Consider the following 25081-nt stretch of genomic DNA (forward strand, 5'->3'; position numbering starts at 1 on the left):
GCCGCGCGAAGGCCGAATTTTGGCGGATTGGTGGCGGATCAGCACCCATTTCGCGCTTGACCTTGCCGTGCGCCAGCGCCACCTAACGCGAATGAGTGATGATACACCCGATAGCCTGATCCCCTACGATGAAATCGTGCAGGAAGCTCTGCGCGCCGTTGTTGGCAGGGTGCTGGGCCAGGTGCAGGAATCGGGCGCGGTTCTGCCGGGCAGCCACCATTTCTACATCACTTTCAAAACCGGCGCAGTGGGCGTGGATATTCCGATGTCGCTGAGGGAACGGTTCCCGGACGAGATGACGATCGTGCTGCAGAACAAGTTCTGGGACCTCAACGTTACCGACAGCGGCTTCACCGTTGGCCTGAGCTTCAATCAGGTGCCGTCAAAGCTTTCAATTCCGTATTCGGCCATCACGGCTTTCGTCGATCCGGCAGTCGATTTCGGCCTGCAATTCCAGGCTGCAGTCGATGATGTTGAACCAGCGAGCCACGAAGATGCAGAAAACGACGGGACCAGCGAAGCGGAACAAGATGGCAAACCGGACATTGCTCAAAGTGAAGACGGATCAAATGTCGTCACGGTCGATTTCGGCCGGAAGAAGTAATAGCGGGCTGTTTTCTGCCCGAGCCAACGGGGAAAGCCTTGTCTGATCCAACTCATCTGACTGACATTGCGGCGGACGCGGTAGCCGACGCCGAGGATGACCGCGTTCCCGGCCCCAGTCCAAACCCCGCAACCAATCTCATGATCCAGGATATTCTCCTGCGTTCTGTCGGGCGTGTTTCGCGCATGACCCTGGAAAAGGCGTTGCTGGGCAAGAAATACGGTACCGAATTTGCCAAGGATGCGGTTGAAAACCGTTCTCTTACGCACACCCTTGCAGCCTATGGTGTTACCAAGTTTGCAACCAAGTCTCTGCCAGGTTTCGCGCTGGTCAGCACCGGCCTGCTTGTCAAAACCCTGTTCGATCGCAGTCAGGGCAAACGCAAGGCGCGCAAGGCCGGTGAAAAGGCATTGCGCGATCAGGCTGATCCCGACGGTACGCGGTAAAGCTTCGCCAGCTTTGACTTGATTTGTGCAGCGCGGCTGCGCAACAGACTTGAACATGGCCGACCCACAAAGCCTCGATCGCCCCAATCTCGCCAGGCGCGGATTGATGTTTATCCTCTCCTCGCCATCGGGGACGGGGAAAACGACCATCGCCCGCCGCCTGCTTCGCGAAGACGCGGAGATCGCCATGTCGGTTTCCGTCACGACACGCCCTCCCCGCCACGGCGAAGTTGACGGCCATGATTATTATTTCGTGGATGATACGAAATTCCGCGAAATGGCCGACGGAGGCGAACTGATCGAATGGGCGCAAGTCTTCGGAAACAATTACGGCACGCCCAAATCGCACATCAAGGCGGGCCTGAAGGAAGGCCGCGATTTCCTGTTCGACATTGATTGGCAGGGTACGCAGCAATTGTACCAGCGTATGGAGACAGACGTTGTGCGCGTCTTCCTGCTGCCCCCCAGCATCGGTGAACTGGAAGATCGGCTGCGCGGTCGCGGCACTGACAGTGATGAAGTCATCGCAGGCCGCATGGCACGCGCCCAGCATGAAATCAGCCATTGGGACGGTTATGATTACGTGGTCGTCAACGATGACATCGACGCCTGCTTCAAGAAGGTGAAAACGATCCTTGAAGCCGAACGGATGCGCCGTGCGCGCCAGACAGGCCTGGTGGACTTCACACGCGGATTGATGCGCGACTGACCTCGCTAAAATGCACGCGACCAGCGAAGCGCCATTCCCGCATCGGACGCTGCATCGGCATAGTGGCCTGGCTGATTGCGGTAAAACAGGCTGGCCGCCGCGCTGCCACCCCAAAATCGCCCGCGCCACGCCAGCTCTCCCGTCAACTCGCGCCCTTCCGGCGAAAGACTGAGCGTCTGTATCGCATAGGCGTCCGGTAGCAGGGTTTCATAGCTATAGCTGGAAGGAAGGCGCAGGTTCAGCCCGCCGCCGGTCACGCGAAGAGGTTGTGAGAGGCGCAGCGCAATCCGATCATCGCCGGCCAGAAAACCGCTGCGCTCCAGATCGACACTCCAGCCATTGCTCGTCATCCGGGAACCACCCGCCACCAGCGGGGCATCGCGCAGATCGGTAAAGCCCTGCCGCCATGATGCGCCCAGCCGCCACCGGCTTGCAGGCCGCCAGCCCAGATCAAGATCCACAAACAGATTATCGCTGCCCGCAAGACCAAGGCCTTCGTGGAAGCGCGCGCCCAGAACTGTGCGATCCTCTGCCGCCCAGGTCACCCCGAACGCCGTGTCGAGCGCGCCAAGGCGGCGATCCAGTGCCAGGCCAAAGCTCGCCATGTCTTCATCCAGCCGCTGTCCGCGCAAAGCCGCAGCCCGGCGCACAGTGGCACCAGTGAAAGTGGAACCGGTTTCCGCACTGACGGTGAGGCCCCATGGGCCGATCTGTTCGCGCAGGGCCACCGCAGCATCGCTGCCTGCCAGCATACCATCATTATTGCTTGCCTCACCCGCGATCATGAATGCGGGCCGTTCCTGCCCTTGCAATCCGGTCACGACACCGCTTGCGCCACCGCGGTAGGCGAAGGCGAACTGCGTTGTCGGCGCGACCTGCACGGAAACCCGCGCGGCAAGGACGCGCGCTTGCTCCGCATCCGTATGGCTGAGCCGCAGGGCCTGTGCTCGGGGCGGCTGAAGGCCGCGGGCATCGATGGTAAATGCGACACTCGCACCCGCCGCATCGCCCGAAAGTGCGCGGGTCTGCGTGGCGATCACACCGTGCAATTGCTGGCGCTGCTCTGCCCCGCGCAATGTGCCTGCCAGATCGGTTTCAAACGCGCGGGCAAACCGGTCAGTGATCAAGGTCGGCAGCGCGGCTTTACGGAAAGCATCGCCCATCGCAGGCGAGGCAACGCCAGAACCATCGCCCAGCGCCAGAGCTGTACCTTGCCCCGCAATACTGGTTGTTCCGATTGGCTGGAAGGCAGCGGCAATATCCAGAATGCCGCGACCAAACACCGCATCATTTCCGGCAGCGCCTGCATCAAAGGCGCTTTCGAGCAGGATCTCGGCAATCTGCCGCCCGGTTAAATTGGGAAAGGCCTGCGCCAGCAAGGCCGCAGCTCCTGCCACCTGGGGTGATGCAAAACTGGTGCCGGAAAACAGGAAGATAAAGCCTTCATTGTCCACGAAGACCGCGCCGTCCTGATACACGCAGCAGATCGTCTCTCCGCGCGCAGCCAGATACTGGGCGGTGTTCGTCCCGGCGCGATTGGAGAAGCTGGAGATATTGTAATTCGCATCGACCGATCCGACCACCAGGACGCCGCCGTCGCCCGCACTGGCAAAGTCCACACCAGATTGCTCCAGACCAGGCAAGCCGTCATTACCAGCTGCCACCACGATCAGTACGCCGGCATCAACCGCTGCGCGAACCGAACTGTTCAGGCGAGCATTGTTGCCGCCAGGCCCGCCAAGCGAAATGTTGATCACTTTCGCGCCGTTGGCGACCGCGTAATCTATCGCGGCGGCGATATCATTGTCGAAAAACGCACATTCCGAATTCGGATCCTGGGCATTGTCGCTGCCGCACGTACCCGGGGCATCAGCACGAATCGCAAGCACGGTCGCGTCCCATGCGATGCCGACAACGCCGGTATTGTCGCGCGCAGCGGCTGCCACGAGCGAGACCAGCGTGCCGTGATCGTCCGGCCCTTCCAGCGCGCGGTTCGCAACAATGTCTATCGAGGCGGGAGAGATTCGCCCGGTAAATTCGGGACTGTCATTATCTATCCCCGTATCGATCACGGCGATGGTCACCCCCGTCCCGATATTGCCATCTGCCCAGACCGATGCGGCATTATGCTGGCCCGGCCCGTCCGAATCGCGAAATTCGCGCGTATTGAATGCGGCGGGGACAGCCTGCTGCGGGAAATTGGCGCTTGTCGGTGTGGGAGTGGGAGTTGGAGCCGGAGTTGGAGTTGGAGTCGGTGTAGGCGTGGGGGCCGGTGCAACAGGTGGGCGCATGGTTACAGGCGGTCCACCGCCACCTCCTCCGCAAGCGGAAAGGACAGCGACCGCAGCCGCCGCCACGCCGCACCGCCAGCTTGTTAGCCGGGCCTTGCTGTTCTTCTGTCCCAAAGCGATCCCTTAAGTATGCAGGCCGGTCATGGCACGGCTTGTCATAATCGCAAATGAACACCTTTCTGTGGCGCAGACCAGATGCCTTTTCGCTGCCTACTTGTGCCCACGCCGCCAAGGGGCTAGCCGCTGGCTTGTAAGAGCATTGCTCCCATATTCGCAGCAGCAGGGATACTTGTTACATGAGCGACGAACTCGTCACCGAAATCGAACAGGCCTGGGAAAACCGCGCCAACATCACCATCGAAGATGTCGATGTGCGTCATGCGGTCGATAAGGCCATAGAGATGCTCGATAGCGGCACGGCGCGCGTGGCGGAGCCTGATGGCAATGGCGGCTGGCAGGTCAATCAATGGCTGAAGAAAGCCGTGCTATTGTCTTTCCGTCTGTATGAAAACCGGGTGATGGATGGCGGGTCCGCGGGCAAGCCGGCCTTTGACAAGGTATCGTCCAAATTTGCCGGCTGGGGCCGCGATCGCTTTGTCGAGGGCGGCTTTCGCGTGGTACCCGGCGCGGTTGCACGGCGCGGCAGCTATATCGCGCCCGGTGTGGTGCTGATGCCAAGCTTCGTGAACATTGGCGCTTATGTTGGTGAAGGTTCGATGATCGACACCTGGGCCACTGTCGGTTCCTGCGCGCAAATCGGCAAGAATGTGCATATTTCGGGCGGCGCCGGTATTGGCGGCGTTCTGGAACCTTTGCAGGCAGAACCTGTGATTATCGGCGACGGTGCTTTCATCGGTGCGCGCGCCGAAGTGGCAGAGGGTGTACGCGTGGGCGAAGGCGCTGTGCTTTCCATGGGCGTATATCTGGGTTCCTCGACCAAGATCGTGGACCGCGCCACGGGCGAAGTGCACCGCGGCGAGGTACCGCCCTATGCCGTGGTTGTTCCAGGCGCATTGCCGGGTAAACCGCTGCCAGATGGCAGCATGGGGCCGAGCCTCTATTGCGCCGTGATCGTGAAAACGGTGGACGCGCAAACCCGCTCCAAAACCGGCATCAACGAACTTTTGCGCGACTGATGCAGGAACAATAACAGCGACGGCCCGTAAAGCTTGTACGGGTCATGACGACGGAAGGCTAAGGCAATGAGTTACAAAAAAGGCGACGAAATCCACATCGAGGACGATGATGCGATGGCTGGATCCAAAACGGGCCATGTGCGCTGGATTCTGGGCATCAGCCTGTTTGTGGCGATTGCTCTGCTGTCCGCCATCTGGATTTTCGGCGCATGGTCGCAAGGCAATGTCGAAGAAGAAGCCACCCAGTCTGCCGTTATGCAAGACAATCAGGACGCACAGGAAGCTGGCGACAGCACGGACAGCATCGTTTTGGAAGCTGGCGAAGGCGTTGAAGGCGAAGCTTCGGACGCAGCCAGCGCTCCGGAAACAGAGTAGCCAGGTCTGCCGATGAGCAATTCCAACAGTTTCCAGACCAAACAGTATGTTCAGTGGGACTGGGGCAATGGCACAGCCAAAGGCCAGATCACCGAACGGTTCGAACGCGATGTCACCCGCACGCTGAAAGGCAGCGAAGTGACCCGCAACGGCAGCGAGGATGATCCCGCGTACCTGATCAAGCAGGAAGACGGCGATGAAGTGTTGAAACTTGGCTCCGAGTTAAAAGCCGCAAACTGATTTATCTGGCGGGCGTCTCGATCAGGGCCACGCCCGCCTGCCCCCACGGATACGCTTCTGCCGCGCGCATCACGCGCAGCGTATTGTGGCAGGAAATTACCTCCAGCCCAGTTCGTGAATATCCGCGCCGCGCCAATGCGGTAGAGACCAGCGGACTGGCGACAAAGATGGTTCTGATCGCGGAAGCTGGCTATGCCCTTCGTGTATGCACTGGCAAGTGCAAGCTATCCAAAGGAATATCCATGACCGTTACCGCAAGCTGGAATGGCACGATTATCGCCCGCAGCGACAATACCGTGGTCGTCGAAGGCAATCACTATTTCCCGGCAGATGATGTCGAAAGCGCGGTACTGGTGCCGAGTGACAGGACCACGCACTGCCCATGGAAAGGCGATGCGCATTATCATTCGATCGTGGTGGACGGTGAAACCAATACCGATGCCGTGTGGCATTATCCGGAACCGAAGGATGCAGCGAAGGAAATCGCAGGACGGTTTGCGTTCTGGAAAGGCGTTCAGGTCAACGCCGGGTGATGCGTGCAGGACTGCGGATTCTGCTGGCGGTGTTCTATGCCTACGCCGGATACCGCCACATCGTCGGCCCTGAGCCGTTTCTGCTGATTACGCCCGCTTGGGTGTCGATGCCCGAGCAAGTCGTTCTATGGACCGGCATTGCCGAAATCGCTGGAGCTATTGCGCTCGCGCAGCCCTGTTCCCTCCGCTTGCGGCAAGCGGGCGGCATTGGCCTTGCGCTGTACGCGCTGTGCGTGTGGCCTGCCAATGTGAACCATATGCTGATGGATTTTGCGCGCGGGGATGGCAGCCTGTCTGGCGGGTGGGGCGCTGCCTATCACGTGCCACGCATGATTGCGCAGCCGCTGCTGATCTGGCTGGCGCTATGGACGGGCCGCGTCACGGACTGGCCATTGACGGTGCGGCGATAGGCCGCAGGCAAACGAAACGGGCGGGAAGCGCAATGCCTCCCGCCCGTTTGCGTGTTTCAATGATGCTTGAGCGATTAGCTCATGTGCTTGGAAACAGCACCGGTCATCTTGAACATGGAGATCTGTTCGGTACCGATCACCGCGCCAAGCTTGGCATCGGGATTGATTTGACGACGATCTTTGGAATCCTGCAGGTCATTCGCCTTGATGTGGTCCCACACCTTGCTGGTGACCTGTGCGCGGGTCATCGGACCCTTGCCGACCACGTTTTCAAGTTCCGGTGTCAGGTTGACCGGCTTGTTCAGTGCATTGTTCTTGGCAGCCATTTTCAGATTTCCTTTCAGTCAAAAATACAGGGCTAGAAGTCTAGCACCGTTCAAATCTCTTCGTCGCCATCTTCCCAGTCGTAATCCCCGCCTTCTTCACGGGTATAAGTTGCTGTAAGCATTGCCACAGCCGTCACATGGCCTTCCATCGCGGCAACAAGCTCCTCCCGATTCGCGCCCGGCATCAGCGTAAGCGGCAGATCGAGCGCAAACAGTTGGAACACAAAATCATGCGGTTTGTCACCCGTTGGCGGGTCTGGCAGCAGCCATTCGGAATTGCCAAAAGCATTCTTGCCCACCCGCGGCGGAGTTTCCCCTTCCAGGATCATGCCCTTCTGGCCAGGCAGTCCCCAGACCAGCCAGTGACAGAACGGTTCGCCCGTCTGGAAATCGGCATCTTCCACGATCAAGACGAGTTCCTGCGTTCCGGGTGGCGGCGCGGTCCATTCCAGCGGCGGCGCGACGGCATCTTCTTCGTCCGCTGTAAAACAGGGATCAAGCGGGCCACCAGCCTTGAACGCGGCAGAGGACAGCGCGAAGCCGCCCTTGTTCACCATTGCCTCTGAACCCAGTTTGGCCGCCACGATTTTGGCATGGCCGCCACGAACATCGCCTGCTGTCTTGCCAAGTGCCTTGGATAGCCAATCAGGGACGGTGTCGGACATTCGCATAGGTCTTTCATGCTTGGCGCGTTTTCGACGCGTTTACGGATAGGTGAAGCGCCATGTGCCGATTGCGACACGCCATTGCAAGGCCTCAATCGGTTCAGCCTGTCGAAGGAATTGGGAAGCTAGGCGGGGCCGATGTAAAGACTCTGGACACAAATCGGCTTTGCTTGTCACGCAAGTCACCACGCGATAGACTGCCTTTTACCTTCGGTTCGGTCCAACAATCTGAAAAGAAACGGACATTCATGCACACGTCAAAATTTGCCTTGTCTCTGGCTTGCGCCGCCATGCTCGTTTCCTGTGGCGGAGGCGGGGGCACTCCGACTCCGACAGTTGGTGGAGGCGGCGGAGGCGGTGGAATCGGCGGCGGCGGCGGCACGGACCCTTGCTCGCTCACCGCACGACAGAATTTCGCGCGCGATTTGCTGAATGAATGGTATCTGTTCCCCAACCTGCTCGACACGTCGGCCCGGCAGAGCGATTTCAACAGCGTGCAAGCCTATCTTGATGCACTGGTTGCCCCGGCCCGGGAGGTCAACAGGGACCGCGGTTTCACCTTCGTCACCTCGATCCAGCAGGAAAACGATTTCGCCAGCAGCGGGGCAAGTGCCGGGTTCGGCTTCCGGCTGGCTTACGATTCCGCCAATCGCCGCGCCTTCGTTATCGAAACGTTTGAAGGCACAGCAGCGCTGGGTGCAAACCTTGATCGCGGGACTGAAATTCTGGGCATCGGAACGGTTTCCAGCAACATCCAATCGGTCAATTCGCTATTCGCGACTGGCGGCGCAAGGGCGGTATCCGATGCTCTTGGCGCGGCAACAACTGGTGTTACACGCGTATTGCTCGTGCGGGATCAGTCCGGAGTACAGCGTGAGGTTTCGCTGAGCAAAACCACTTTTGCCTTGGATCCTGTGTCGGACCGGTATGGCGCGCAGATCATCAACGATGGCGGCAAACAGGTTGGCTACCTCAATCTTCGCACTTTCTCCGTCCTGTCTGCCGAAACCGATCTGATCAATGCATTTGCGGATTTCCGCGCAGCGGGCGTGACAGAACTGATCATCGATTTCCGCTACAATGGCGGCGGGCGCATTTCGGTGGCAGAAACGTTCGGCGACCTGCTTGCACGCGGTTTCGACAATCAGGTCTATAATGAGATTGCTTTCCGCGCATCGAAATCGGAAAACAATTCGATCTACCGCTTCAACGTCCGGCCAGAATCCATCGCGCCGACCAAGATCGCGTTCATCGGGACAGAGTCGACTGCTTCCGCCAGTGAACTGGTGATCAATGGCATCCAGCCTTACGTGGCTGATATCGCGCTGATCGGAGAAAACACTTTTGGCAAGCCAGTGGGACAATCCGGATTTGATCTGGCCGCCTGCGATGATCGTTTTCGCCCTGTAACGATCCAGCTTCAAAACGCAGATGGACTTGGCGAGTACTTCAATGGCCTGGCCACAACAGTGCCAAACACGTGCCGCGCGAATGACGATATCCGCTTCCAGATGGGTGATCCGAGAGAAGCGATGACGGCGACCGCGCTCAGTTTCCTTGCCGGGCGCGCCTGCACCGCAATAGCTGGCGGGCCTGCAACCACTGCAACTGCGATCGATGAAGGTCTGCTTTCGCCCGATCTGCAGGACCGCACAGCCGCGCAGCACGAGGTTCCTGGCCTGTATTAAGCCGTTTGCGGGCGCGCTACGGCTCGCCGAGCGCGGCTTCGTCCACGCCTGCGCGCCACGCGCAGCCGTTGCGCTGGTCACGGCCGATCACGACGGTTGCGGTAAAAGGGTAAGTGCGATCGCTCATCCCGTCAGAGCATTCGCCCGGCGTGACCGCGATATCCAATGCGGTACCTTCCAACTGTCCACTGAACGACAAGCCGCCGCGCCCGGCAAAACGCTCGACTGACACATTGACGCCATCGATGTTTTCAGGCGTCCGCCAGACCATCGACAGCCCGTTTATGGTGGCATTCCAGAACGGCTCTGTCCCCGTCAGTTCCAGCACCGCATCTTCGGCGATGCCGGAATAGGGCTGGTCATCGTCGCTGTTGCCCGGCAGCCCTTCTCCGCCACCTTGCTGGCAAGCAGTCAGGAGCAAGGACGATACAGCCGCCACGTAAAATCTGTTCATCAGTGTGTTTCCGCCGGTTACTTTTTCTTGACCCTCCCACGCTTCTATATGATGCAACGTAGCGGAGAGACACATGATATCGCTCATTTACGTAAGCATGGCCAGCGATGGCGTGGCCTCAGAAGATGTACGCGAACTGGCCCTGCATTCCGCGCGGAAGAACGCCGAACATGGCGTAACCGGCCTGCTCACCTACAATTCGGCGCGTTTCATGCAGTTGCTCGAAGGTGAAGAACACGCGGTCATGTCAACGATGGAACGGATCTCGCTTGACGGCAGACACAATGATATCAGCATTTTACGCAAGATGGATATCACTCGCCGCGAATGCCCGGATTGGTCCATGCGCGTGTTGTTTGCACCGCTTGCAGCCAAGGGCAGCGCGTCGGATTTCACCGCCTCCCTACCCAAGCAAATGGACGTGGACACGCGCATACTGTTCACCAGCTTTGCTTCGTCCCTAAGGGACTGACCGGGACGCTAACCCAGCGCCAAAGCCAGCGTTGCAAGGCCAAGTCCCACGGAAAGCGGCACTCGCAGGCTTATCCACCAGACGGGACGTATCGTGACCAGCCGCAGGTCAACCAGCGGGCTGACCAGAATGCCCAGCCCCAGCACGATCAATGACGGACCCGGCCAGGTTTCCCCGATCACCCACGGCAGATAGGTGAGCAATGCCACAAGACTGGGAGTGACAGCTGCCAGCCATATCCATTGCGGCGCACGGCGGCCCTCGTCTGGTGCTGATGCGGCCAGCCCCCACCACATGCCTCCCAGAAAGCTGAAAATCAGGGCGGCATAAGCCCATCCCATGGCAATCGCGGTCCAGCGCCATTCCTCCGGGCCAAACCAGACGGCCAGAGCACAGCCAATTTGTGGAAATAGCCCGGCGAAACCGAGTAATCGCGCATTGGGGGGAATGGCATTCATGGGTGTGTGACTAACGATGCAGGCGTGCGTTGGCTACGCCAACCAAAGGCCATGGCGGTTGTTACTTCAAACGCAAAAAGGCGGGCCGCAATGGCCCGCCTTTCCGTTTGGTATTGAATTGCCGTGTTGCCAATTACGCAGGCATCAGGACCGTGTCGATCACGTGGATCATGCCGTTCGAGGCATCCACATCGGTTGCAGTCACGGTTGCTGTGCCACCGGCCGCATCGGTCAGGACGACATTACCGTCAACCAGCGTTGCAGTCAGCGTCGCGCCATTGACCGTGGTCAGCGCATATCCGTCGGCGCCTGCACCTTCGATGGCGGCCAGTACATCGGCTGCCATCAATTCACCGGCTACGACATGGTAGGTAAGGATCGAGCCGAGCGTTTCGGTATCGGTCGTCGTCAACGCTTCAACGGTTCCTGCTGGCAGGGCGTCAAATGCGGCGTTGGTCGGTGCGAACACGGTGAACGGACCTTCGCCCGACAGTGTCTCGCCGAGGCCGGCTGCGGTCACGGCAGTGACGAGTGTCGAGAAATCGCCATTGCCCATGGCAACGTCTACGATCGTTCCGGTAGCGGTGTCTTCAACCGACATTTCATCGGCCATAGCGGCATCTGCTTCGTTAGTCTCTTCTGCCGGCGTGCCGCATGCGGCAAGCGCAAGCGTAGCGGCGGAGGCAAGTGCGATGGAAAACTTTTTCATAGAATCAATCCTTTCGGGATGATGGTGTTCGAGTATTTTTTCAGGAGCACCGAGGATGGCTGACTGCCATCACGGCTCTTCACATCTAACAACGGGCCGGGTGTGTCGAAGTTCCAAATATGGCAAAAAAAAGGCACCGCGATATGATTAGCACCAGGCTTTTGTTTGAATATCGGATTGCTGCGCCAGAATTCGGCAAGGGAGGGGAAGTGAACACGGGCGCAGCAATAGGCAGAATATGGCTGACAATCGCTGCTGTTTGGAGAGAGACCTTCGTCGGTAGGGACAAAGGTCTGGCCTGCGCGTCCCACACGGGCGCCTTGATCGGCAGAGGCATCCAGTATGCCGAGAAATCTTGGCGAATGTGATGTGTGGCGCGCTGCGTCCAGGCTGCGGCCTCTGTGCGGGGCGTCAGCCGTCAGTTTGCCCAGCAACTCATGCGGTCGACAGGCTCTCTGGCGTAATTCGCGTAGATACTCAGCCCGCGGCGCGTTCGCTGAGCATTTCTTCGGTGTTTTCTGACGCCTGCGCGGTCAATTCCGCCTCTACGGCTTCGCGGTCGAGTCGTTCCTGCCGGATTGCTGCGGCCTTCTTGCGGTCAGATTCGACCTTCTGCGCCTGATCGGCCAGCGCACGCCATGTCTTCTCCGCCCGCAAGTTGCGATCCCGCACGTTATCGAGCGTGGCTTTTTCTGCTTCGGCAGCGGCATCTGTGGCGCGCTGGTCGTAGAAGGCAAAGGATTGCGACATGGAAGATTCTCCGAAGAGGGTTGGAGGTGGTCAGTGAATGAATACCGGGCGCAGATCGCTCCGCGCCCGGATTTCATTGTGCAACTTGATCGCTAAGGATCAGTCAGCAGCGCTCAGGTTCACGGCGCTTTCCTTGCCATTACGGCCGGACTCAACGTCATAGTTGAGGCGCTGCTCTTTATCGAGCGACTGCATGCCAGCGGCCTGCACGGCAGAGATGTGCACGAAGCTGTCGTTCGAGCCATCGTCAGGCTGGATGAAACCATAGCCCTTGTCGGTGTTGAAGAATTTAACTGTGCCGGTCTTCGACATAATGTGTTCCTTTCAAAGAACGAGTGTTGCCGGCCTGCGAAAATGCAAGCCGGGTATGCGTCAAATCGTCTTGGGAAAGGAAGTCGTCGTCTGGTTTGCGCCGGGGCCTGAAAAGGCAAGCGGCGGTCGGCAAATCTCGAAGTCCGTCGCAAATTTCGACGTCAGCGAAGCTTCATTAGCATGGGTATCGCAGTTTACCTAATGATTGCTGCGTCTTGCCTAGGGGAGCGGTGCGGTGGCCACGTTCATCCACCAGCCACTGCCGAGCAAAACGGCCACGAATATCTGGAAGCCAATGAAAGCGCCCAGCGAAATCCAGCTGGCCTTGTGCACCCGCCCGCGTCTGATCTTGTCAGAAACCGGCAGAAACAAAACAAACAGGAGATTCGCGGCCCCAACCAGCGGACCGATCGCCTCTGCCGGGATCGGCGTGTAATATTGATAGAGTCGCCCGATGATTGTCCCGACTGCCGCAAAGGCTGCCATATACATGAAGCGCCAATGCCAGTCCGGTCGCCGTTTGAGGGCCCATGCTGCGGCGAAGAAAGCCGCCATCATCGGCAGAGACTGGAACAGGCGAAAGGCCCCGCCCATGATGTTACTGGCATCGCCGGGCGAAGTCGGGAACATGCCCAATTGGACCCCCACCCCGCTCACGATCGAAAGGAAGACGACACCGGCAGCAATCCACCCGCTTACCCGATGTGCGCCAAACTTGCGCGCCATGATCAGTGTCGGCTGGCTAATGAACAGGAGCGAAAAGCCGAAGCCTGCAATCGCATGGGGGTGCATCCACATGTTCCACGCTGCTGGCGGATTATAGGTGCCTTGCGCCAGGGGAAGGAGGTAACGTGGCGCAAATCCTGCCAGCGTCATTACCAGCAATATGACGGCCATGGCCCGCAAGAAGCGCGCATCGCGCATCAGCTCTTCTGCCGAATAATTTTGTTCTGTCATGAAACCCCCCAACCCATCTATTGGCGAGGGCAGCGAGCATGGCAATAGCAACGCCGCTTTGCTGCATGGACCACGGACAGTCATTCTGGAACTTGCCGCGCACCGCGTGCATTACGTTGGCATGAAGAGCCATAGAATCCTATTCGCCCTCGCCTCCCTTGCACTTGTCGGTGCCTGTGTTGGCGCGCCCGGCCCCGTAGGCAATTCCTCCGTGCCGCAACCAGCACAGGCAGTCGAGCTCGATGCCTATCTTGGCACATGGTATGAATATGGCCGCTACGAGGCACCCTTCCAGCGCGGCTGCGAAGGGGTCACGGCGGAATATTCCCTGCGCGATGATGGCGATATCCGCGTGGTCAATTCCTGCTACCGGGACGGGCTGGACGGCGAATTCGATCAATCGACAGGCCGCGCCAAAATTGTTGAGGACACGCGGGGCGCGCAATTGCGGGTCAGCTTCTTTGGTCCGTTCTACGGCGATTATTGGGTGCTTGACCGGGGCGAGCCGGATGCGAGCGGTGAGTACCCATGGTCCATCGTGGGTGAGCCAAGCGGGCGCTATTTGTGGATGCTTACGAGAGAGGCGCAGCCCGATGAGGACTTGCGCGCTTCACTGGAAGCCCGCGTGCGCGAGTTGGGCTATGACTGGAGCCTTGTGCGGCTGACACAGCAGCCGGAAAGCTGAAAGGTATTCGTCTGCAACGGAACAACATCGCGCCTCGCGCCATTTCCTTTGCATGCAATTCAACCCCACCCGCTCCGCCGGGCTCCAGCAGCTCGAAATTTTCCTCCCGCTTGCAGGCGGGGATTACGCCCACACTCGCAACCACGACACCGGACCTGCGCGGACCAACGTCTCGCAGCTGTCACCGTGGCTTCATGCGGGCCTGCTCTCGGAGCGCGAAGTCATTGCCGCTGCGCTGGATCAGCACAGCCGGGAGGATGCGGACAAGTTCATCGCGGAAGTTTTCTGGCGGGTATATTTCAAAGGGTATCTGGAACAGCGCCCGGCCATCTGGCGCGGGTTTTGTGACGGTCGCGATGCGGCTTTCGAGGCACTGGACAGCAATGCCGGGCTGCGCAAATCCTATGCGGAGGCAGTAGAAGGCCGCACCGGTATTGCCGCCTTCGATCACTGGGCGCGGGAATTGGCAGAGACGGGCTATCTCCATAATCATGCCCGCATGTGGTTTGCCAGCATCTGGATCTTCACTTTGAAGCTTGATTGGACCCTGGGCGCGGATTTTTTCCTGCGGCATTTGATGGATGGCGATGCGGCTTCGAACACGCTTAGCTGGCGCTGGGTTGGCGGGCTGCACACCCAAGGAAAGACCTATCTGGCGCGGGCCGACAACATTGCGCGTTATACCGTGGGACATCCAGCCGGGCCGCTTGCAGCCAATGGATTGGCAACGGAGGCACATCCGCTGACGGAAAGCGCCGAATACCCTCGGATTGATCTGGATTTCCCTGACAGCGCCATGCCCGGCGCGCCATTTGCTCTGCTGCTCCATGATGAGGGCGCGAGCCATTCAGGCCTTGATCTGCCGCATGAACCCGCGATCGTTATCGGCGCAGCGCGTCCTGCTGCACGCTCTACCGGGGCGGTAGGCAAGCATGCCCTCGCCTTCGCCAATGGCGCGGTGGATGACGGGCTCAAAGCTGCAGCTGCGGCCTATGGTTGCCCCATTGCCGATTGGCAGGGCGATCAGGCGTTGCCCGATCTTTTGGCACAGTCGAAAGTGGAGCACCTTATCACGCCCTTCCTTCCCACCGGCTGGACCCGTGACGCGCTTTGGCCGGAACTTGTCGCACTGCAAAAGCGCGGTCTGCTTTCCCAGCAGGTGTCCGATCTCGACCGGCTTACATGGCCCTACGCCCGTGCAGGGTTCTTTCGGGTAAAGAAGGAAATTGACAGCGTGCTGGCAGATATCGGTCTGCCGACACGCTGATAATCAGTCCTTCGGCACCCGCCCAAGCACACGAACCGGGCACTGCCCAAATTCCTGTACGGCAGTGGGCGGGATCACCAGCGTTGCCAGATCATCTGTGCACACACTGCCAATGGTTCGGGTGTCAAGCCGGATACGCAGAGAGAAGTCGAGATCGGGACACGCGCCAACAGTTTCCAGCAGGAACCGTTCATTCAGTCCAGTATCCAAGTAGATACGCTCTCGCGTGCCAGTGCCGCCTGGTGCGCGCGCGTAGCCGCGTATCTCGCGCTGGTTGAAACAGGACCGGCTGGTATCCAGCTGCGCCAGAACCTGGTCACTCGCATCCGATCCAGAACGCTCTACCGGCGCACATCCAGCAAGGCCCAGCATGATCGCAGCGCCCAGCATCGCATTGAAAGGCCGTTTGGCCGGCGTGTAAAAAGCTTGCGTCATCTTTTGCGGCTCCTTTCTGCCCAAAATCCACCTTGCCCTTGCACCGCCACGCATCATGGCGCAGCATTACAAAGATGACACAGCGCTATACCACATTTGCCGAATTCTGGCCGCATTACCTGCGCGAGCATGGGAGGCCGCTCACCCGCGCGCTGCATTATATCGGCACGACTCTGGTATTTGCAGTGGCCGTTTTCGCCATTGCGACGGGCCGTCCATGGTGGCTGCTGGCCATGCCGCTTGCCGGATATTTTTTCGCATGGCTGGCCCACTTCACGGTTGAAAAGAACCGGCCAGCCACCTTCACCTATCCTTTGTGGAGCCTTGCCGCGGATTTTCGGATGTACTTCCTCTGGCTTAGCGGGAAGCTGGGACCGGAGCTGGATCGGGCCGGCTTGCGCTAGGCACGCCCCCGGTATGACCGCAGCACCCCCCGTCACAATTCTCGTCGATGCGGACGCCTGCCCGGTGAAGGACGAGATTTACCGCGTGGCAGATCGTTTCAAAGCCCACGTCCGTGTGGTCAGCAATGCCGCCTTCCGCGTTCCCGTCAGCGAGCGGGTGAAGCGCGTGATCGTGTCGGACAGCTTCGACGCTGCGGACGACTGGATAGCAGACAATGCCACCACCCGCAGCGTGGTCATCACAGCCGATATCCTGCTGGCGGAACGATGCCTGAAAGCAGGCGCAGCGGTACTGGCGCACAATGGCAAGCCGTTCGACACTGCCAGCATCGGTAGCGCCGTTGCGACCCGCGCCATCATGGCGGACCTGCGCAGCGGCATGGACGGCATCGGTGGCGGTCCGCCGCCATTCAGCAAGGCGGACCGTTCCCGTTTCCTGCAATCGCTCGACCGGGTTCTTACGACCCTCGCCCGATAGCCGGGCTACTACATCACCTTGTCGGGGCGAGGTGCGTGGTTATCCTTGCCCGCCTTGCCGAAATGCCGTTCCAGCCGCTGCGCGATTGTACTGGCGGCCTTGCGCGCCGCATCATCCACTTTGGCGGCATGGGCTGTCACGCCGATCGGCTTGCCCCCGCGAATCCGCGCTTCGATCATGCAAGCCTTGTCATCCCCGCCGCCCTTCGCGCCGTTTTCATCGCGCACATGGACCTCCACCCGCGTCAACCGGTCTTCGAAACGGGCGAGCTTTTCGCGCACCTGTGCCTCGATCCGGTCGGCCACGTTTTCGGTGCCCATGACGGAGCTGTCGGAATTGAACTGGAACTGCATGACTGTCTCTTTCTGGTGAAATGATACGGTTCATGACCAACGCCCGGGCGGCGCGCGGTTTCCCGAATTCAGGCGCTTTGTTGCAGCAACAGGCGTATGCCTTGCTCGGGGCATTCCGCCCTGATGGGAAATACCATGTCCAAGGGACAAAAATCGAACAAGGAAGCCCGCAAACCCAAAAAGGAAAAGGTGAAAACCAACGCCTCCCAACCGTCGCAAAAGGCTGGCGGCATCAAGGGGCTGGAGAATATGAAGAACAGCTAGGCGCAGAGCCTAACGGCCCCGGTCAGCGGGATAAGCGGCGGCGGTTGGCGCGCACGGGCTTGCGATAATGCGCCAGTGCGCGTGACCCCGCGCTTTCCACAGACTGGCCAATTCCGCCCGCCATCACGGCGGGGATCAGCGTCATGCTGGCCAGCATCTTTTCGGAAACCATTCGCCCGGCTTCCTGTTCGGCCAGCTTTCCGCCAGCCATCAGGCGGATGCCGCGCAGCCACATGACGTAAGACGCCTCTCCCGCCAACATCCAGCTGTCGAGCATCAGCTCAGGCATGGTCTTGGCAGTTGCGGAGGTCCTGGTCTTTGGCTTTGCGGTCTTCGGCATGGCGACATAATCCTTTGTCAGCAAGATGCTGCACTGCACCAATGGTCGGCGGAGCCAATGGTTGCAAGCGCTATCACGCCTTTGGCGGATCGCCCGCTTTGTCTGCCGGTTTCGCGGCTTCGGGTGCCTTTCCCGCCTTTTTGGCGTCGCGGTGTTCTGCCAGCAGACGATCCAGTTCTGCGATGCGAAGACGCTCCGGCGTGTCTTTCGCCAGGCCCTTCAGGCGGCAGGTCGCCCACAGTTGGCGGCGCTCCGCCTCCAGCGATTTGAGATAGAGATCGGCCATTGTATGTCCTGTCTGGTCAGCGGCTGCCCGGAGGGATGCGGGCGCGGCTTTGCGGATAATGAAGGAGGCGATGTAGCGGATATTGCTGCAATACCAAGTGCAGCCATCCTGCCGCCTGCCAGATCAATGGCCGGAACGCCTGCCTCTGCCAAGCGCTTCATATGCTGACGGGGCAAAGGAAAGAACTGATAATGGCCGACAAAACCACCCAGCAGCATCTTGATCACATTGCCCGGGCGATGAAGGATATCGATTTCGCCATGCTGGGCACCCACACGAAAGACGGGCAGATCGGCGCGCGCCCGATGAGCAACAATGGCCAGGTCGATTATTCCGGCGACAGCTATTACTTCACCTGGGAGGATTCCCTGATGGTGACCGATATCAAGGGCGATCCCAAAGTCGGCCTGTCGTTTCAGGGCGCCCCATCCCCGCAAGGCGCGCCCGGTGCCTTTATCGCGATTGAAGGCGAAGCGAAAATCGTGCGGGACAAGGCAGCGTTTGAAAAGCACTGGACCGAAGGCCTGGAACGCTGGTTCAAGGACGGCACGGAAACAGAAGGCATGGTCATGCTCCACATCAAGGCCACCCGCGCCGCATATTGGGACGGCGAAAACGAAGGCGATTTCGATATCGCCTGAGCCAGTGCGCAGCTGGCGCAGAAGCAGAACGAAACGTGGGGTGGGTGACAAAGGTTACACTGCGTCACCCTGCCCGCTCGCCCCAAAATCCGCTCAAATCCGCCGTTTTTGCGGGCAATCGTCAGGGTGACACTCTTCCGCCGTTTTTCGGGTCGCGGCATCTTTCAGCCCTCCCCTTCGGCGCAATCCTCCTCGTCATCATCGCAGTCATGGCTCCACTGCTCGTCCCCCTCGGCCACCCGCTCTACCAGAGCCTCGAAATCATCTGCCGGAGCCATCACATGCTCGGCATAGCGGGCGCGCGGGATCGGGGTGAGGCGGTCCTGCATGGCGAGCAGCGCGACTGTCAGCCGCTCGTCATAGCGGCGCGAGACATGCACCAGCTCTCCCTTGTGAAAATGCGGCACCTCCACGCCATTCAATGCGCGCTCCAGCGCCGCCTCCGCCAGCGCATCATACTGCCGCCGGAAGGCGCAGGCCCACGCAATATCGAACGGCTCTCCCTTGAGGCGATTGCGCAGGCGATAGGCCGACTGCCGGGACATGCCGACAGCACTCGCCGCCTGAGAGACGCAATGCGAGGCGGCCAGATGGCGCAGGAACTCGGCCTGCTTGGGCAGGGTCCAACCATCATGGCGCGGCTGGATTTCGGTTGCAGTTGTCGAGACGACGGCGGGGGTGATGGATGTGTGCTGGTTCATACCGCGCAGCGAGGCACGGTTTGGGGGGTGTAGGAAAGTACTTGACGGTTTTCACTAAGAATCAGAACGTTGCTGGGAATCACTTCGAGGGGGGCCAGATGGTCGAAGCATTGATTTCAACACTAATGACACCGCCGTTTATTTTCCTCGGGGTCGTCTTGGTGGCAGTGTTTGTTCTCAAGGAGCTTTTCGGCAAGCCCAAGGGCCGGGGCAAAGGCCGCTCAAGTAAATACAAGCCCAATACAAACTGGGCAAAGAACCGAAACGGTCCAGACAAGCGGATCAATGACGCCGCCGATCAGCTGAAATTGGTCATGGGTGCCGACTTCAAGCCGCGCCCCTTGCTGAACAAGCCAGAGGCCAAAGTGTTCAAGTCACTGGATGCCGCAGTGATCGAGCGTAATCCCGCGTGGCAGGTCATGGCGCAGGTCTCGCTCGGTGAATTTCTTTCCAGTCCAGACCGCAGCGCGTTTTTCTCCGTCAACTCAAAGCGCGTCGATTTCGCGCTGATGGACGAGAAATGCTGCGTGGTTCATGCGCTGGAATATCAAGGAACCGGCCACCACCAAGGCAGCGCCGCCGCGCGCGATGCGGTGAAAAAAGAGGCGCTGCGGAAAGCGGGGATCGGGTATCATGAGATTGTGGCTGGCCACACTACACCTGCGGAACTGCGGCAGTTGGTGGAGAAGTTGGTGCCGGGAGTCTAGTATCGGTTCAGAACATTTAAAATAGCGCTTGCCAAAAACCTGACAATATATACCTCTGCATAGGGCTAGTAAAACTTGGATTTCTCAGCATTTTCCGGTTTCACAAAGGAATGCACTTATGGGGTTTCCAATTCACGAAAAGTTAGTCGTCGGCGTGACTTCTTCGGCGCTGTTTGATCTAGCACATGAAAGTGAGATTTTTCAAAGAGAGGGGGTTGAAGCCTTTCGCAAATATCAGCGGGAAAATCGCAAAATTACTCCTCTTCCTGGTTCTGCATTTCCATTTGTGAAACGACTCTTAGGTTTAAATGAGAAATTCCCCGATCACCGTCCAGTCGAAGTGATTGTTCTCTCGCGAAATGATCCGAAAGCCGGTCTCAGAATAATGGACGCAATGCCCGAGTATGGTCTCGATATCACTCGTAGCTTCTTCTTATCTGGCGACGATCCTTTCAAATACCTCAAGTCGGTCGGAGGATCTTTGTATCTCAGCGCAAACAAAGATGAAGTCAAACGCGCTGCTATTGGTGGGCATCCCGCAGGATGGGTACTGCCGTCTCCTGCGATTTCGGCTGATCATGATTTAGACACTCAGCTACGGATCGCGTTCGACTTTGACGGTGTTCTCGTCGATGATGAAGCCGAAACGCAGTATAAGGACGGCGGCCTCGACTTGTTTCAGCGCCATGAAATCGAGCACAAAGCACGGCCCCTAAAAGATGGGCCTTTAATGCCATTGCTTAAGAAAATTTCAAAAATACAGGAGATAGAGCGTAGTCATTCGCAGCTTGTAAATGATCCGCAGAAGGCCGTTCGGGTATCGATTGTGACCGCACGTAATGCGCCTGCACATGAAAGAATGATGCACACGCTCGAGCATCATGGGTTGGAAATCGATGAACTGTTTCTAACGGGCGGGATCGATAAGAAAAATATTCTCGATGAGTTAAAACCGCAAATTTTCTTCGATGATCAATTGGGACATCTGGAGCCTGCTTCAGCGACAACCCCTTCGGTGCACATTCCGTTTGGAATACGTAATCAAGATTAACTGAAGAATCCATTTGATCGCACATATGTACTTGCCTCTAGCCCGCTGCGCATGGCCTCACGAGAGCCCGCACAGTGCCCTATTGAGACATCTCACATGAGCCTCTTCGCTCGGCAACCCCCAACCCAACCCCTCAAAAATCCGCCCTTAGCCCCAGCGCGAAATACCGATCCCCGCCATTGGCTTTCACCCGAACGCGCGGGAGGACGGGGAAGCTGGCTGTGGCGTAGGGGCGCAGGCCGTCGCCGCTGAGCCGTCCGCCTATGCCGACTTCGGTCGTGCCCAGCAGCGTGTAGGTTCCCTCCAGCCGGGCATAGGCGCTTACGGAAGTATTGCCGCACAAATCGCTATCGGCGAACTGGCCGTTGGTGATGTCGCGGCAGCGCCCGTCGCCGTCATCGAACCGGTCTATGAAATAGCGGTCGTTTTCGCGTTCATACACAAACACTCCGCCGCCGGGGCGCAGGGTAAAGCCGGGGAGCAGCGGGAGGCTGTAGGCCGCGCCCACTTCCGCGCCCCATTCGCCCTCTGCGCGGGCCAGATTGGCCTCTGCCGATATTTGCGCCTGCGCGGCCACCGGCACCAGCCAGATGCCAAGCGCCGCAGCAGCGGCCATTGCGGGTTTCCACATGCGATTTTCTTCCTGCCAACCGGACATATGCCTGCAGGAGTAGGGCAGGCAGGAAGGCAAGGGAATACGCAAATCGTCCGGGCGGCGTTTCAGCCCCCAAGCACCTGCAATTCATCCAGAAACGCCCACAGCTCCGCCCGGTCCAGCTCCGCGCAGACTTCGCGCGCCACGTCCGCCGGATCGCGTATCGCAAACGCGAACCAGTGGTCGCCGTAATTGACGCGCAATTCGCTGCCGAGGCGGTGGCGTTCTTTCAGATAGCGGGTCTTCGCCCTGGCGGCGGGGATGTGCTTGCCGTGGAAGTCGAACCCGCCTGCAGCCACGCGGCCCAGCTCCACCACAAAGGCTCCTCCATTCCGGTTGAACTGGAAGGTCAGCAGATCCACCGCCTCCCCGCGCGGACGGTGGAAATCGGGCAGCGAGCCTTTGAAGCCGAGGGCGCGCAAATGGGGGACGACGACCTGCCTGATCGCCGCGTCCATTTCATCGCGCGTGGTTTCGGGCTGGGCTACCGTGTTTCTCCTTCAGGCGATGACAGCTTTTCGCCCGCCGGTTTTAACAAACCGCTAAGCCGCGCCGTTACCCACCTTGTCCACCAGCACCATGTAATTGTGGCCGTATTCCTCCGCGCACAAGGGGCAGGTGGTGTAGAAGACCCAGCTTTCCTCCGGCTCCTCCCCCTCCTCCTGAAGTTCGCGGCGGAAGCCTTCCATCAGCACCGGGGCCTTTTCATAAGGCGCATCGAACACGCGGGTGCGGTAATGGCCTGACAGGGTCACCATTTCCGCATCGGGCACTTCGGCGTCCACGGCGAACAGATGCTCCCCCTGTTCGGCAGAAAGATCGCGGCTGAGAACCAGCGGATGCGTTTCATCCAGCGCGCCGGCATCCATGATCGCGGTAAAGGTTTCGGGGAACACGATGTCCATATCCAGCGGCACGTGATCGCGCAATTTCGTGGTGGCCCGCACAAAGCGCTTGTTGTCGAAATGCAGGTGCTGGTTGTCCCACCCTTCGGGATGAAAGCGCGGACAGCACAGGCTCGGCGCGTCCAGCGGATCGATCTTGGGCGTGGCGTTGGTGGGCAGTTCGGCTTGCAGTGCGGTTGTCATCAATGCCTCCTGAGGGGAAGGTCGCAGATTGACGCACAAGGAAGCGCTGCCGGAATACGGAAAGGTCCCTATTCCGGCAGCGCGATCGGGTGTTGGCGGAGCGTTATTCGGTTTCTTCTTCCGGCAGGTAGAGATGCTCGCCCTTGGCTTTGTACAGCGCGCTCATTTCCTCCATTCCTTTCAGCGCGGCCTGGCGGCTGGCCTCTGCAGTGTCGCTGCCGAGCTTTTCTGAAGCGAGGAAGGTTTCCGGGCTTTCGTTCTGCTTGGCGGCGAAATCGCGCACTTCCTGGCTGATCTGCATGGAACAGAACTTCGGCCCGCACATGGAGCAGAAATGCGCCGTCTTCGCGCCTTCTGCGGGCAGGGTCTGGTCGTGGAATTCCTCTGCCGTGTCGGGGTCGAGGCTGAGGTTGAACTGGTCGCGCCAGCGGAATTCGAAGCGCGCCTTGCTCAGCGCGTTGTCGCGCACCTGTGCGGCGGGATGGCCCTTCGCCAGATCGGCTGCGTGGGCCGCCAGCTTGTATGTCACCACGCCGACCTTCACATCGTCCCGGTCAGGCAGGCCGAGGTGTTCTTTCGGCGTGACGTAGCAAAGCATCGCCGTGCCGTACCAGCCGATCTGGGCTGCGCCGATGCCGCTGGTGATGTGGTCATATCCCGGCGCAATATCGGTGACGAGCGGGCCGAGCGTGTAGAACGGAGCTTCACCGCACACTTCCAGCTGCTTGGTCATGTTTTCCTTGATCTTGTGCATGGGCACATGGCCCGGCCCTTCGATCATGACCTGCACGTCTTCTTTCCATGCGCGGTGGGTGAGTTCGCCCAGCGTGTACAGCTCTGCAAATTGTGCCTCGTCATTGGCGTCCGCGATGCTGCCCGGGCGCAGGCCATCACCCAGGCTGTAGGCAATGTCATAGGCCTTCATGATCTCGGTGATCTCGTCGAACTTCTCGTACAGGAAGCTCTCCTTATGATGCGCGAGGCACCATTTCGCCATGATGGAGCCGCCGCGCGACACGATGCCGGTGACGCGCTTGGCGGCCATCGGCACATAGGCGAGGCGCACGCCCGCATGGATGGTGAAATAATCGACGCCCTGTTCGGCCTGCTCGATCAGAGTATCGCGGAAAATATCCCAGGTGAGGTCTTCAGCAACGCCGCCGACCTTCTCCAGCGCCTGATAAATCGGCACTGTGCCGATGGGGACAGGGCTGTTGCGGATGATCCATTCGCGGGTGTCGTGGATGTTGCGGCCAGTGGAGAGGTCCATGACCGTGTCCGCGCCCCAGCGGATCGACCAGACCATCTTGTCGACTTCATTCGCGACATCGGATGCGACGGCGGAATTGCCGATATTGGCATTGATCTTCACGAGGAAATTGCGCCCGATAGCCATAGGCTCGGACTCAGGGTGGTTGACGTTGGAGGGGATGATCGCCCGCCCGCGCGCCACTTCATCGCGCACGAATTCCGGCGTGACATAGTCAGGAATTTCCGCGCCCCAGCTTTCGCCGCGATCACGGGCGGCGTTCTTCATTTGCGCGCGGCCAAGGTTCTCCCGCTCCGCCACATATTCCATTTCCGGCGTGATGATGCCTTGGCGGGCATAGTACATCTGGGAGAGGTTCGCGCCCGGCTTGCCGCGCAGCACAGTCTTGGAGACATTGGGGAATGCTGGCACGCCGCCGCTGCGGTCTGGCCCAAGCTGGCCGTTGTCCTCCGGCTTGATTTCGCGGGCGGTGTATTCCTCAACATCACCGCGAGCGAGCTGCCATTCGCGGCGGAGCTGCGGCAGGCCGGTGTTGATGTCGATCTTGGCATCTGGATCAGTATAGGGGCCGGAGGTGTCGTACACACGGATCGGCGGCTCGCCGCTGGAAGGCTCCAGATCGATTTCCCGCATGGCCACTTTCACGGCCGGATTGCTTTGCGCCGGTACATGAACCTTGCGGCTGCCGCGAATGGGGCCGGTGGTGACACCGATTTCGAATTGCGAATTGATGTCGGCCATGGGGATACTCTCCTTGAGGCGGGAGAGCGGATTTCTGGCCCTGTGCATTTCGGGAACCAGACCACTCCCTCCGCCGATGCTAATCGGTTCAGGTTCTACGGGTCGAAGGGTGCGATACCTTCCTCTCAGCGCAAGCACGCTCCCCGGGGATGGATCGTTGTGTAGAGGTTATGTCGCCCA

The 25081-nt window shown here is 59.4% G+C and carries 37 protein-coding genes and 1 riboswitch; of the genes, 18 read left to right on the forward strand and 19 right to left on the reverse strand.

What is annotated here, in order from left to right; translation table 11 throughout:
* The first annotated feature begins 91 nt into the window (after nt 1–91).
* Genes AB731_RS13135 through gmk form a run of 3 tightly spaced genes read left to right on the forward strand, consistent with a single transcriptional unit; the run spans nt 92 to nt 1759 of the window.
* Nucleotides 92–604 carry an SspB family protein gene (locus tag AB731_RS13135; protein ID WP_047094571.1) on the forward strand — a complete coding sequence of 171 codons (513 nt, stop codon included), beginning with the start codon at nt 92–94 and terminating at the stop codon, nt 602–604.
* A 38-nt stretch (nt 605–642) separates the two neighbouring features.
* Nucleotides 643–1050, forward strand: a complete 408-nt coding sequence (locus tag AB731_RS13140; RefSeq protein WP_052769073.1) for a hypothetical protein — start codon at nt 643–645, stop codon at nt 1048–1050.
* 55 nt (nt 1051–1105) lie between these two features.
* On the forward strand, nt 1106–1759 hold the full coding sequence (gene gmk / locus AB731_RS13145) for a guanylate kinase (RefSeq protein ID WP_047094472.1): 654 nt from the start codon (nt 1106–1108) through the stop codon (nt 1757–1759).
* A 5-nt stretch (nt 1760–1764) separates the two neighbouring features.
* Here gmk and AB731_RS13150 read toward each other — a convergent pair whose 3' ends face one another.
* Nucleotides 1765–4050, reverse strand: coding sequence for a S8 family peptidase (locus tag AB731_RS13150; RefSeq protein WP_052845721.1), 2286 nt, complete (start codon nt 4048–4050; stop codon nt 1765–1767).
* A 296-nt stretch (nt 4051–4346) separates the two neighbouring features.
* Here AB731_RS13150 and dapD point away from each other — a divergent pair, with 296 nt between their 5' ends.
* The 5 genes from dapD (at nt 4347) to AB731_RS13175 (ending at nt 6744) form a co-directional block, all read left to right on the forward strand.
* Nucleotides 4347–5186 (forward strand): 2,3,4,5-tetrahydropyridine-2,6-dicarboxylate N-succinyltransferase, encoded by an 840-nt coding sequence (dapD, locus tag AB731_RS13155; protein WP_047094474.1) that lies wholly within the window; start codon nt 4347–4349, stop codon nt 5184–5186.
* A 66-nt stretch (nt 5187–5252) separates the two neighbouring features.
* A complete protein-coding gene (locus AB731_RS13160) occupies nt 5253–5561 on the forward strand; it encodes a hypothetical protein (protein ID WP_047094475.1) in 309 nt (102 codons plus the stop codon).
* A 12-nt stretch (nt 5562–5573) separates the two neighbouring features.
* Nucleotides 5574–5801: a hypervirulence associated TUDOR domain-containing protein gene (locus tag AB731_RS13165; RefSeq protein WP_047094476.1), complete on the forward strand. Its 228-nt coding sequence runs from the start codon at nt 5574–5576 to the stop codon at nt 5799–5801.
* Nucleotides 5802–6043: 242 nt separating this feature from the next.
* On the forward strand, nt 6044–6334 hold the full coding sequence (locus AB731_RS13170; protein WP_047094573.1) for a DUF427 domain-containing protein: 291 nt from the start codon (nt 6044–6046) through the stop codon (nt 6332–6334).
* The gene (locus AB731_RS13175; protein ID WP_047094477.1) at nt 6334–6744 is read left to right on the forward strand and encodes a DoxX family protein; all 411 of its coding nucleotides are present in this window, start codon (nt 6334–6336) and stop codon (nt 6742–6744) included. Before AB731_RS13170 ends, AB731_RS13175 begins: the two co-directional genes overlap by 1 nt.
* 74 nt (nt 6745–6818) lie before the next feature.
* Here the strand turns inward: AB731_RS13175 and AB731_RS13180 are convergent, their stop codons facing one another.
* Both AB731_RS13180 and AB731_RS13185 read right to left on the reverse strand, forming a co-directional pair.
* Nucleotides 6819–7070 carry an SWIB/MDM2 domain-containing protein gene (locus AB731_RS13180; protein ID WP_047094478.1) on the reverse strand — a complete coding sequence of 84 codons (252 nt, stop codon included), beginning with the start codon at nt 7068–7070 and terminating at the stop codon, nt 6819–6821.
* Nucleotides 7071–7120: 50 nt separating this feature from the next.
* The gene (locus tag AB731_RS13185) at nt 7121–7735 is read right to left on the reverse strand and encodes a YbhB/YbcL family Raf kinase inhibitor-like protein (RefSeq protein ID WP_052769075.1); all 615 of its coding nucleotides are present in this window, start codon (nt 7733–7735) and stop codon (nt 7121–7123) included.
* A gap of 248 nt (nt 7736–7983) precedes the next feature.
* Here AB731_RS13185 and AB731_RS13190 point away from each other — a divergent pair, with 248 nt between their 5' ends.
* Nucleotides 7984–9423: a S41 family peptidase gene (locus tag AB731_RS13190; RefSeq protein WP_047094479.1), complete on the forward strand. Its 1440-nt coding sequence runs from the start codon at nt 7984–7986 to the stop codon at nt 9421–9423.
* Between the two features lie 16 nt (nt 9424–9439).
* Here AB731_RS13190 and AB731_RS13195 read toward each other — a convergent pair whose 3' ends face one another.
* Complete coding sequence (locus AB731_RS13195) at nt 9440–9877, reverse strand: COG3650 family protein (protein WP_047094480.1); 438 nt, start codon at nt 9875–9877, stop codon at nt 9440–9442.
* A 73-nt stretch (nt 9878–9950) separates the two neighbouring features.
* On the opposite strand from AB731_RS13195, the gene AB731_RS13200 reads away from it, so the two are divergent.
* A complete protein-coding gene (locus AB731_RS13200) occupies nt 9951–10349 on the forward strand; it encodes a BLUF domain-containing protein (RefSeq protein WP_052769076.1) in 399 nt (132 codons plus the stop codon).
* Nucleotides 10350–10357: 8 nt separating this feature from the next.
* On the opposite strand, the gene AB731_RS13205 is transcribed toward AB731_RS13200, so the two are convergent.
* From AB731_RS13205 to AB731_RS13230, 6 genes are all read right to left on the reverse strand, one after another.
* Nucleotides 10358–10807, reverse strand: coding sequence for a DUF3429 domain-containing protein (locus tag AB731_RS13205; protein WP_047094481.1), 450 nt, complete (start codon nt 10805–10807; stop codon nt 10358–10360).
* A 133-nt stretch (nt 10808–10940) separates the two neighbouring features.
* Nucleotides 10941–11516, reverse strand: a complete 576-nt coding sequence (locus tag AB731_RS13210) for a fasciclin domain-containing protein (RefSeq protein WP_047094482.1) — start codon at nt 11514–11516, stop codon at nt 10941–10943.
* Complete coding sequence (locus AB731_RS14045) at nt 11513–11827, reverse strand: hypothetical protein (RefSeq protein WP_156167470.1); 315 nt, start codon at nt 11825–11827, stop codon at nt 11513–11515. The genes AB731_RS13210 and AB731_RS14045 overlap by 4 nt, the downstream gene beginning before the upstream one ends.
* 166 nt (nt 11828–11993) lie before the next feature.
* A complete protein-coding gene (locus tag AB731_RS13220) occupies nt 11994–12266 on the reverse strand; it encodes a hypothetical protein (protein ID WP_047094484.1) in 273 nt (90 codons plus the stop codon).
* Nucleotides 12267–12365: 99 nt separating this feature from the next.
* On the reverse strand, nt 12366–12578 hold the full coding sequence (locus AB731_RS13225) for a cold-shock protein (protein WP_047094485.1): 213 nt from the start codon (nt 12576–12578) through the stop codon (nt 12366–12368).
* A 219-nt stretch (nt 12579–12797) separates the two neighbouring features.
* Nucleotides 12798–13535 carry a hypothetical protein gene (locus AB731_RS13230; RefSeq protein ID WP_047094486.1) on the reverse strand — a complete coding sequence of 246 codons (738 nt, stop codon included), beginning with the start codon at nt 13533–13535 and terminating at the stop codon, nt 12798–12800.
* 121 nt (nt 13536–13656) lie between these two features.
* On the opposite strand from AB731_RS13230, the gene AB731_RS13235 reads away from it, so the two are divergent.
* Both AB731_RS13235 and AB731_RS13240 read left to right on the forward strand, forming a co-directional pair.
* A complete protein-coding gene (locus tag AB731_RS13235; protein ID WP_047094576.1) occupies nt 13657–14220 on the forward strand; it encodes a lipocalin family protein in 564 nt (187 codons plus the stop codon).
* Between the two features lie 52 nt (nt 14221–14272).
* Nucleotides 14273–15487, forward strand: coding sequence for an FAD-binding domain-containing protein (locus tag AB731_RS13240; RefSeq protein ID WP_047094487.1), 1215 nt, complete (start codon nt 14273–14275; stop codon nt 15485–15487).
* A 3-nt stretch (nt 15488–15490) separates the two neighbouring features.
* Here the strand turns inward: AB731_RS13240 and AB731_RS13245 are convergent, their stop codons facing one another.
* Nucleotides 15491–15922 carry a DUF6491 family protein gene (locus AB731_RS13245; RefSeq protein WP_047094488.1) on the reverse strand — a complete coding sequence of 144 codons (432 nt, stop codon included), beginning with the start codon at nt 15920–15922 and terminating at the stop codon, nt 15491–15493.
* 74 nt (nt 15923–15996) lie between these two features.
* On the opposite strand from AB731_RS13245, the gene AB731_RS13250 reads away from it, so the two are divergent.
* Together AB731_RS13250 and AB731_RS13255 are read left to right on the forward strand one after the other, a co-directional pair.
* The gene (locus tag AB731_RS13250) at nt 15997–16326 is read left to right on the forward strand and encodes a DUF962 domain-containing protein (protein WP_047094489.1); all 330 of its coding nucleotides are present in this window, start codon (nt 15997–15999) and stop codon (nt 16324–16326) included.
* A 13-nt stretch (nt 16327–16339) separates the two neighbouring features.
* Nucleotides 16340–16804, forward strand: coding sequence for a YaiI/YqxD family protein (locus AB731_RS13255; protein ID WP_047094490.1), 465 nt, complete (start codon nt 16340–16342; stop codon nt 16802–16804).
* Between the two features lie 8 nt (nt 16805–16812).
* Here AB731_RS13255 and AB731_RS13260 read toward each other — a convergent pair whose 3' ends face one another.
* Nucleotides 16813–17157 (reverse strand): HPF/RaiA family ribosome-associated protein, encoded by a 345-nt coding sequence (locus tag AB731_RS13260; protein ID WP_047094491.1) that lies wholly within the window; start codon nt 17155–17157, stop codon nt 16813–16815.
* Between the two features lie 135 nt (nt 17158–17292).
* On the opposite strand from AB731_RS13260, the gene AB731_RS14345 reads away from it, so the two are divergent.
* Nucleotides 17293–17421, forward strand: coding sequence for a hypothetical protein (locus tag AB731_RS14345; protein WP_269429542.1), 129 nt, complete (start codon nt 17293–17295; stop codon nt 17419–17421).
* Nucleotides 17422–17443: 22 nt separating this feature from the next.
* Here AB731_RS14345 and AB731_RS13265 read toward each other — a convergent pair whose 3' ends face one another.
* Both AB731_RS13265 and AB731_RS13270 read right to left on the reverse strand, forming a co-directional pair.
* A complete protein-coding gene (locus AB731_RS13265) occupies nt 17444–17761 on the reverse strand; it encodes a hypothetical protein (RefSeq protein ID WP_197076231.1) in 318 nt (105 codons plus the stop codon).
* A 73-nt stretch (nt 17762–17834) separates the two neighbouring features.
* Nucleotides 17835–18047, reverse strand: a complete 213-nt coding sequence (locus AB731_RS13270; RefSeq protein WP_047094492.1) for a hypothetical protein — start codon at nt 18045–18047, stop codon at nt 17835–17837.
* A 191-nt stretch (nt 18048–18238) separates the two neighbouring features.
* On the opposite strand from AB731_RS13270, the gene AB731_RS13275 reads away from it, so the two are divergent.
* On the forward strand, nt 18239–18688 hold the full coding sequence (locus AB731_RS13275) for a pyridoxamine 5'-phosphate oxidase family protein (RefSeq protein WP_047094578.1): 450 nt from the start codon (nt 18239–18241) through the stop codon (nt 18686–18688).
* Nucleotides 18689–18852: 164 nt separating this feature from the next.
* Here the strand turns inward: AB731_RS13275 and AB731_RS13280 are convergent, their stop codons facing one another.
* Complete coding sequence (locus AB731_RS13280) at nt 18853–19389, reverse strand: hypothetical protein (RefSeq protein WP_052769077.1); 537 nt, start codon at nt 19387–19389, stop codon at nt 18853–18855.
* A gap of 98 nt (nt 19390–19487) precedes the next feature.
* Between AB731_RS13280 and AB731_RS13285 the strand changes: the two genes are divergently transcribed.
* Both AB731_RS13285 and AB731_RS13290 read left to right on the forward strand, forming a co-directional pair.
* Nucleotides 19488–20096, forward strand: a complete 609-nt coding sequence (locus tag AB731_RS13285; protein ID WP_231638950.1) for a DUF2726 domain-containing protein — start codon at nt 19488–19490, stop codon at nt 20094–20096.
* A 118-nt stretch (nt 20097–20214) separates the two neighbouring features.
* Nucleotides 20215–21147 (forward strand): 5'-nucleotidase, encoded by a 933-nt coding sequence (locus AB731_RS13290; protein ID WP_047094493.1) that lies wholly within the window; start codon nt 20215–20217, stop codon nt 21145–21147.
* Nucleotides 21148–21280: 133 nt separating this feature from the next.
* Here the strand turns inward: AB731_RS13290 and AB731_RS13295 are convergent, their stop codons facing one another.
* From AB731_RS13295 to thiC, 4 genes are all read right to left on the reverse strand, one after another.
* On the reverse strand, nt 21281–21778 hold the full coding sequence (locus tag AB731_RS13295; protein WP_231638951.1) for a hypothetical protein: 498 nt from the start codon (nt 21776–21778) through the stop codon (nt 21281–21283).
* An 89-nt stretch (nt 21779–21867) separates the two neighbouring features.
* Nucleotides 21868–22260 (reverse strand): DUF4304 domain-containing protein, encoded by a 393-nt coding sequence (locus AB731_RS13300; RefSeq protein WP_047094494.1) that lies wholly within the window; start codon nt 22258–22260, stop codon nt 21868–21870.
* Between the two features lie 84 nt (nt 22261–22344).
* Nucleotides 22345–22890, reverse strand: a complete 546-nt coding sequence (locus AB731_RS13305) for a hydrolase (RefSeq protein ID WP_197076232.1) — start codon at nt 22888–22890, stop codon at nt 22345–22347.
* A 103-nt stretch (nt 22891–22993) separates the two neighbouring features.
* Nucleotides 22994–24901: a phosphomethylpyrimidine synthase ThiC gene (gene thiC, locus AB731_RS13310; RefSeq protein WP_047094495.1), complete on the reverse strand. Its 1908-nt coding sequence runs from the start codon at nt 24899–24901 to the stop codon at nt 22994–22996.
* A 48-nt stretch (nt 24902–24949) separates the two neighbouring features.
* Nucleotides 24950–25057: riboswitch (TPP riboswitch) on the reverse strand.
* Between the last annotated feature and the right edge of the window lie 24 nt (nt 25058–25081).

The sequence above is a fragment of the Aurantiacibacter marinus genome (assembly GCF_001021555.1).
In the GTDB taxonomy this organism is placed as follows: domain Bacteria; phylum Pseudomonadota; class Alphaproteobacteria; order Sphingomonadales; family Sphingomonadaceae; genus Alteraurantiacibacter; species Alteraurantiacibacter marinus.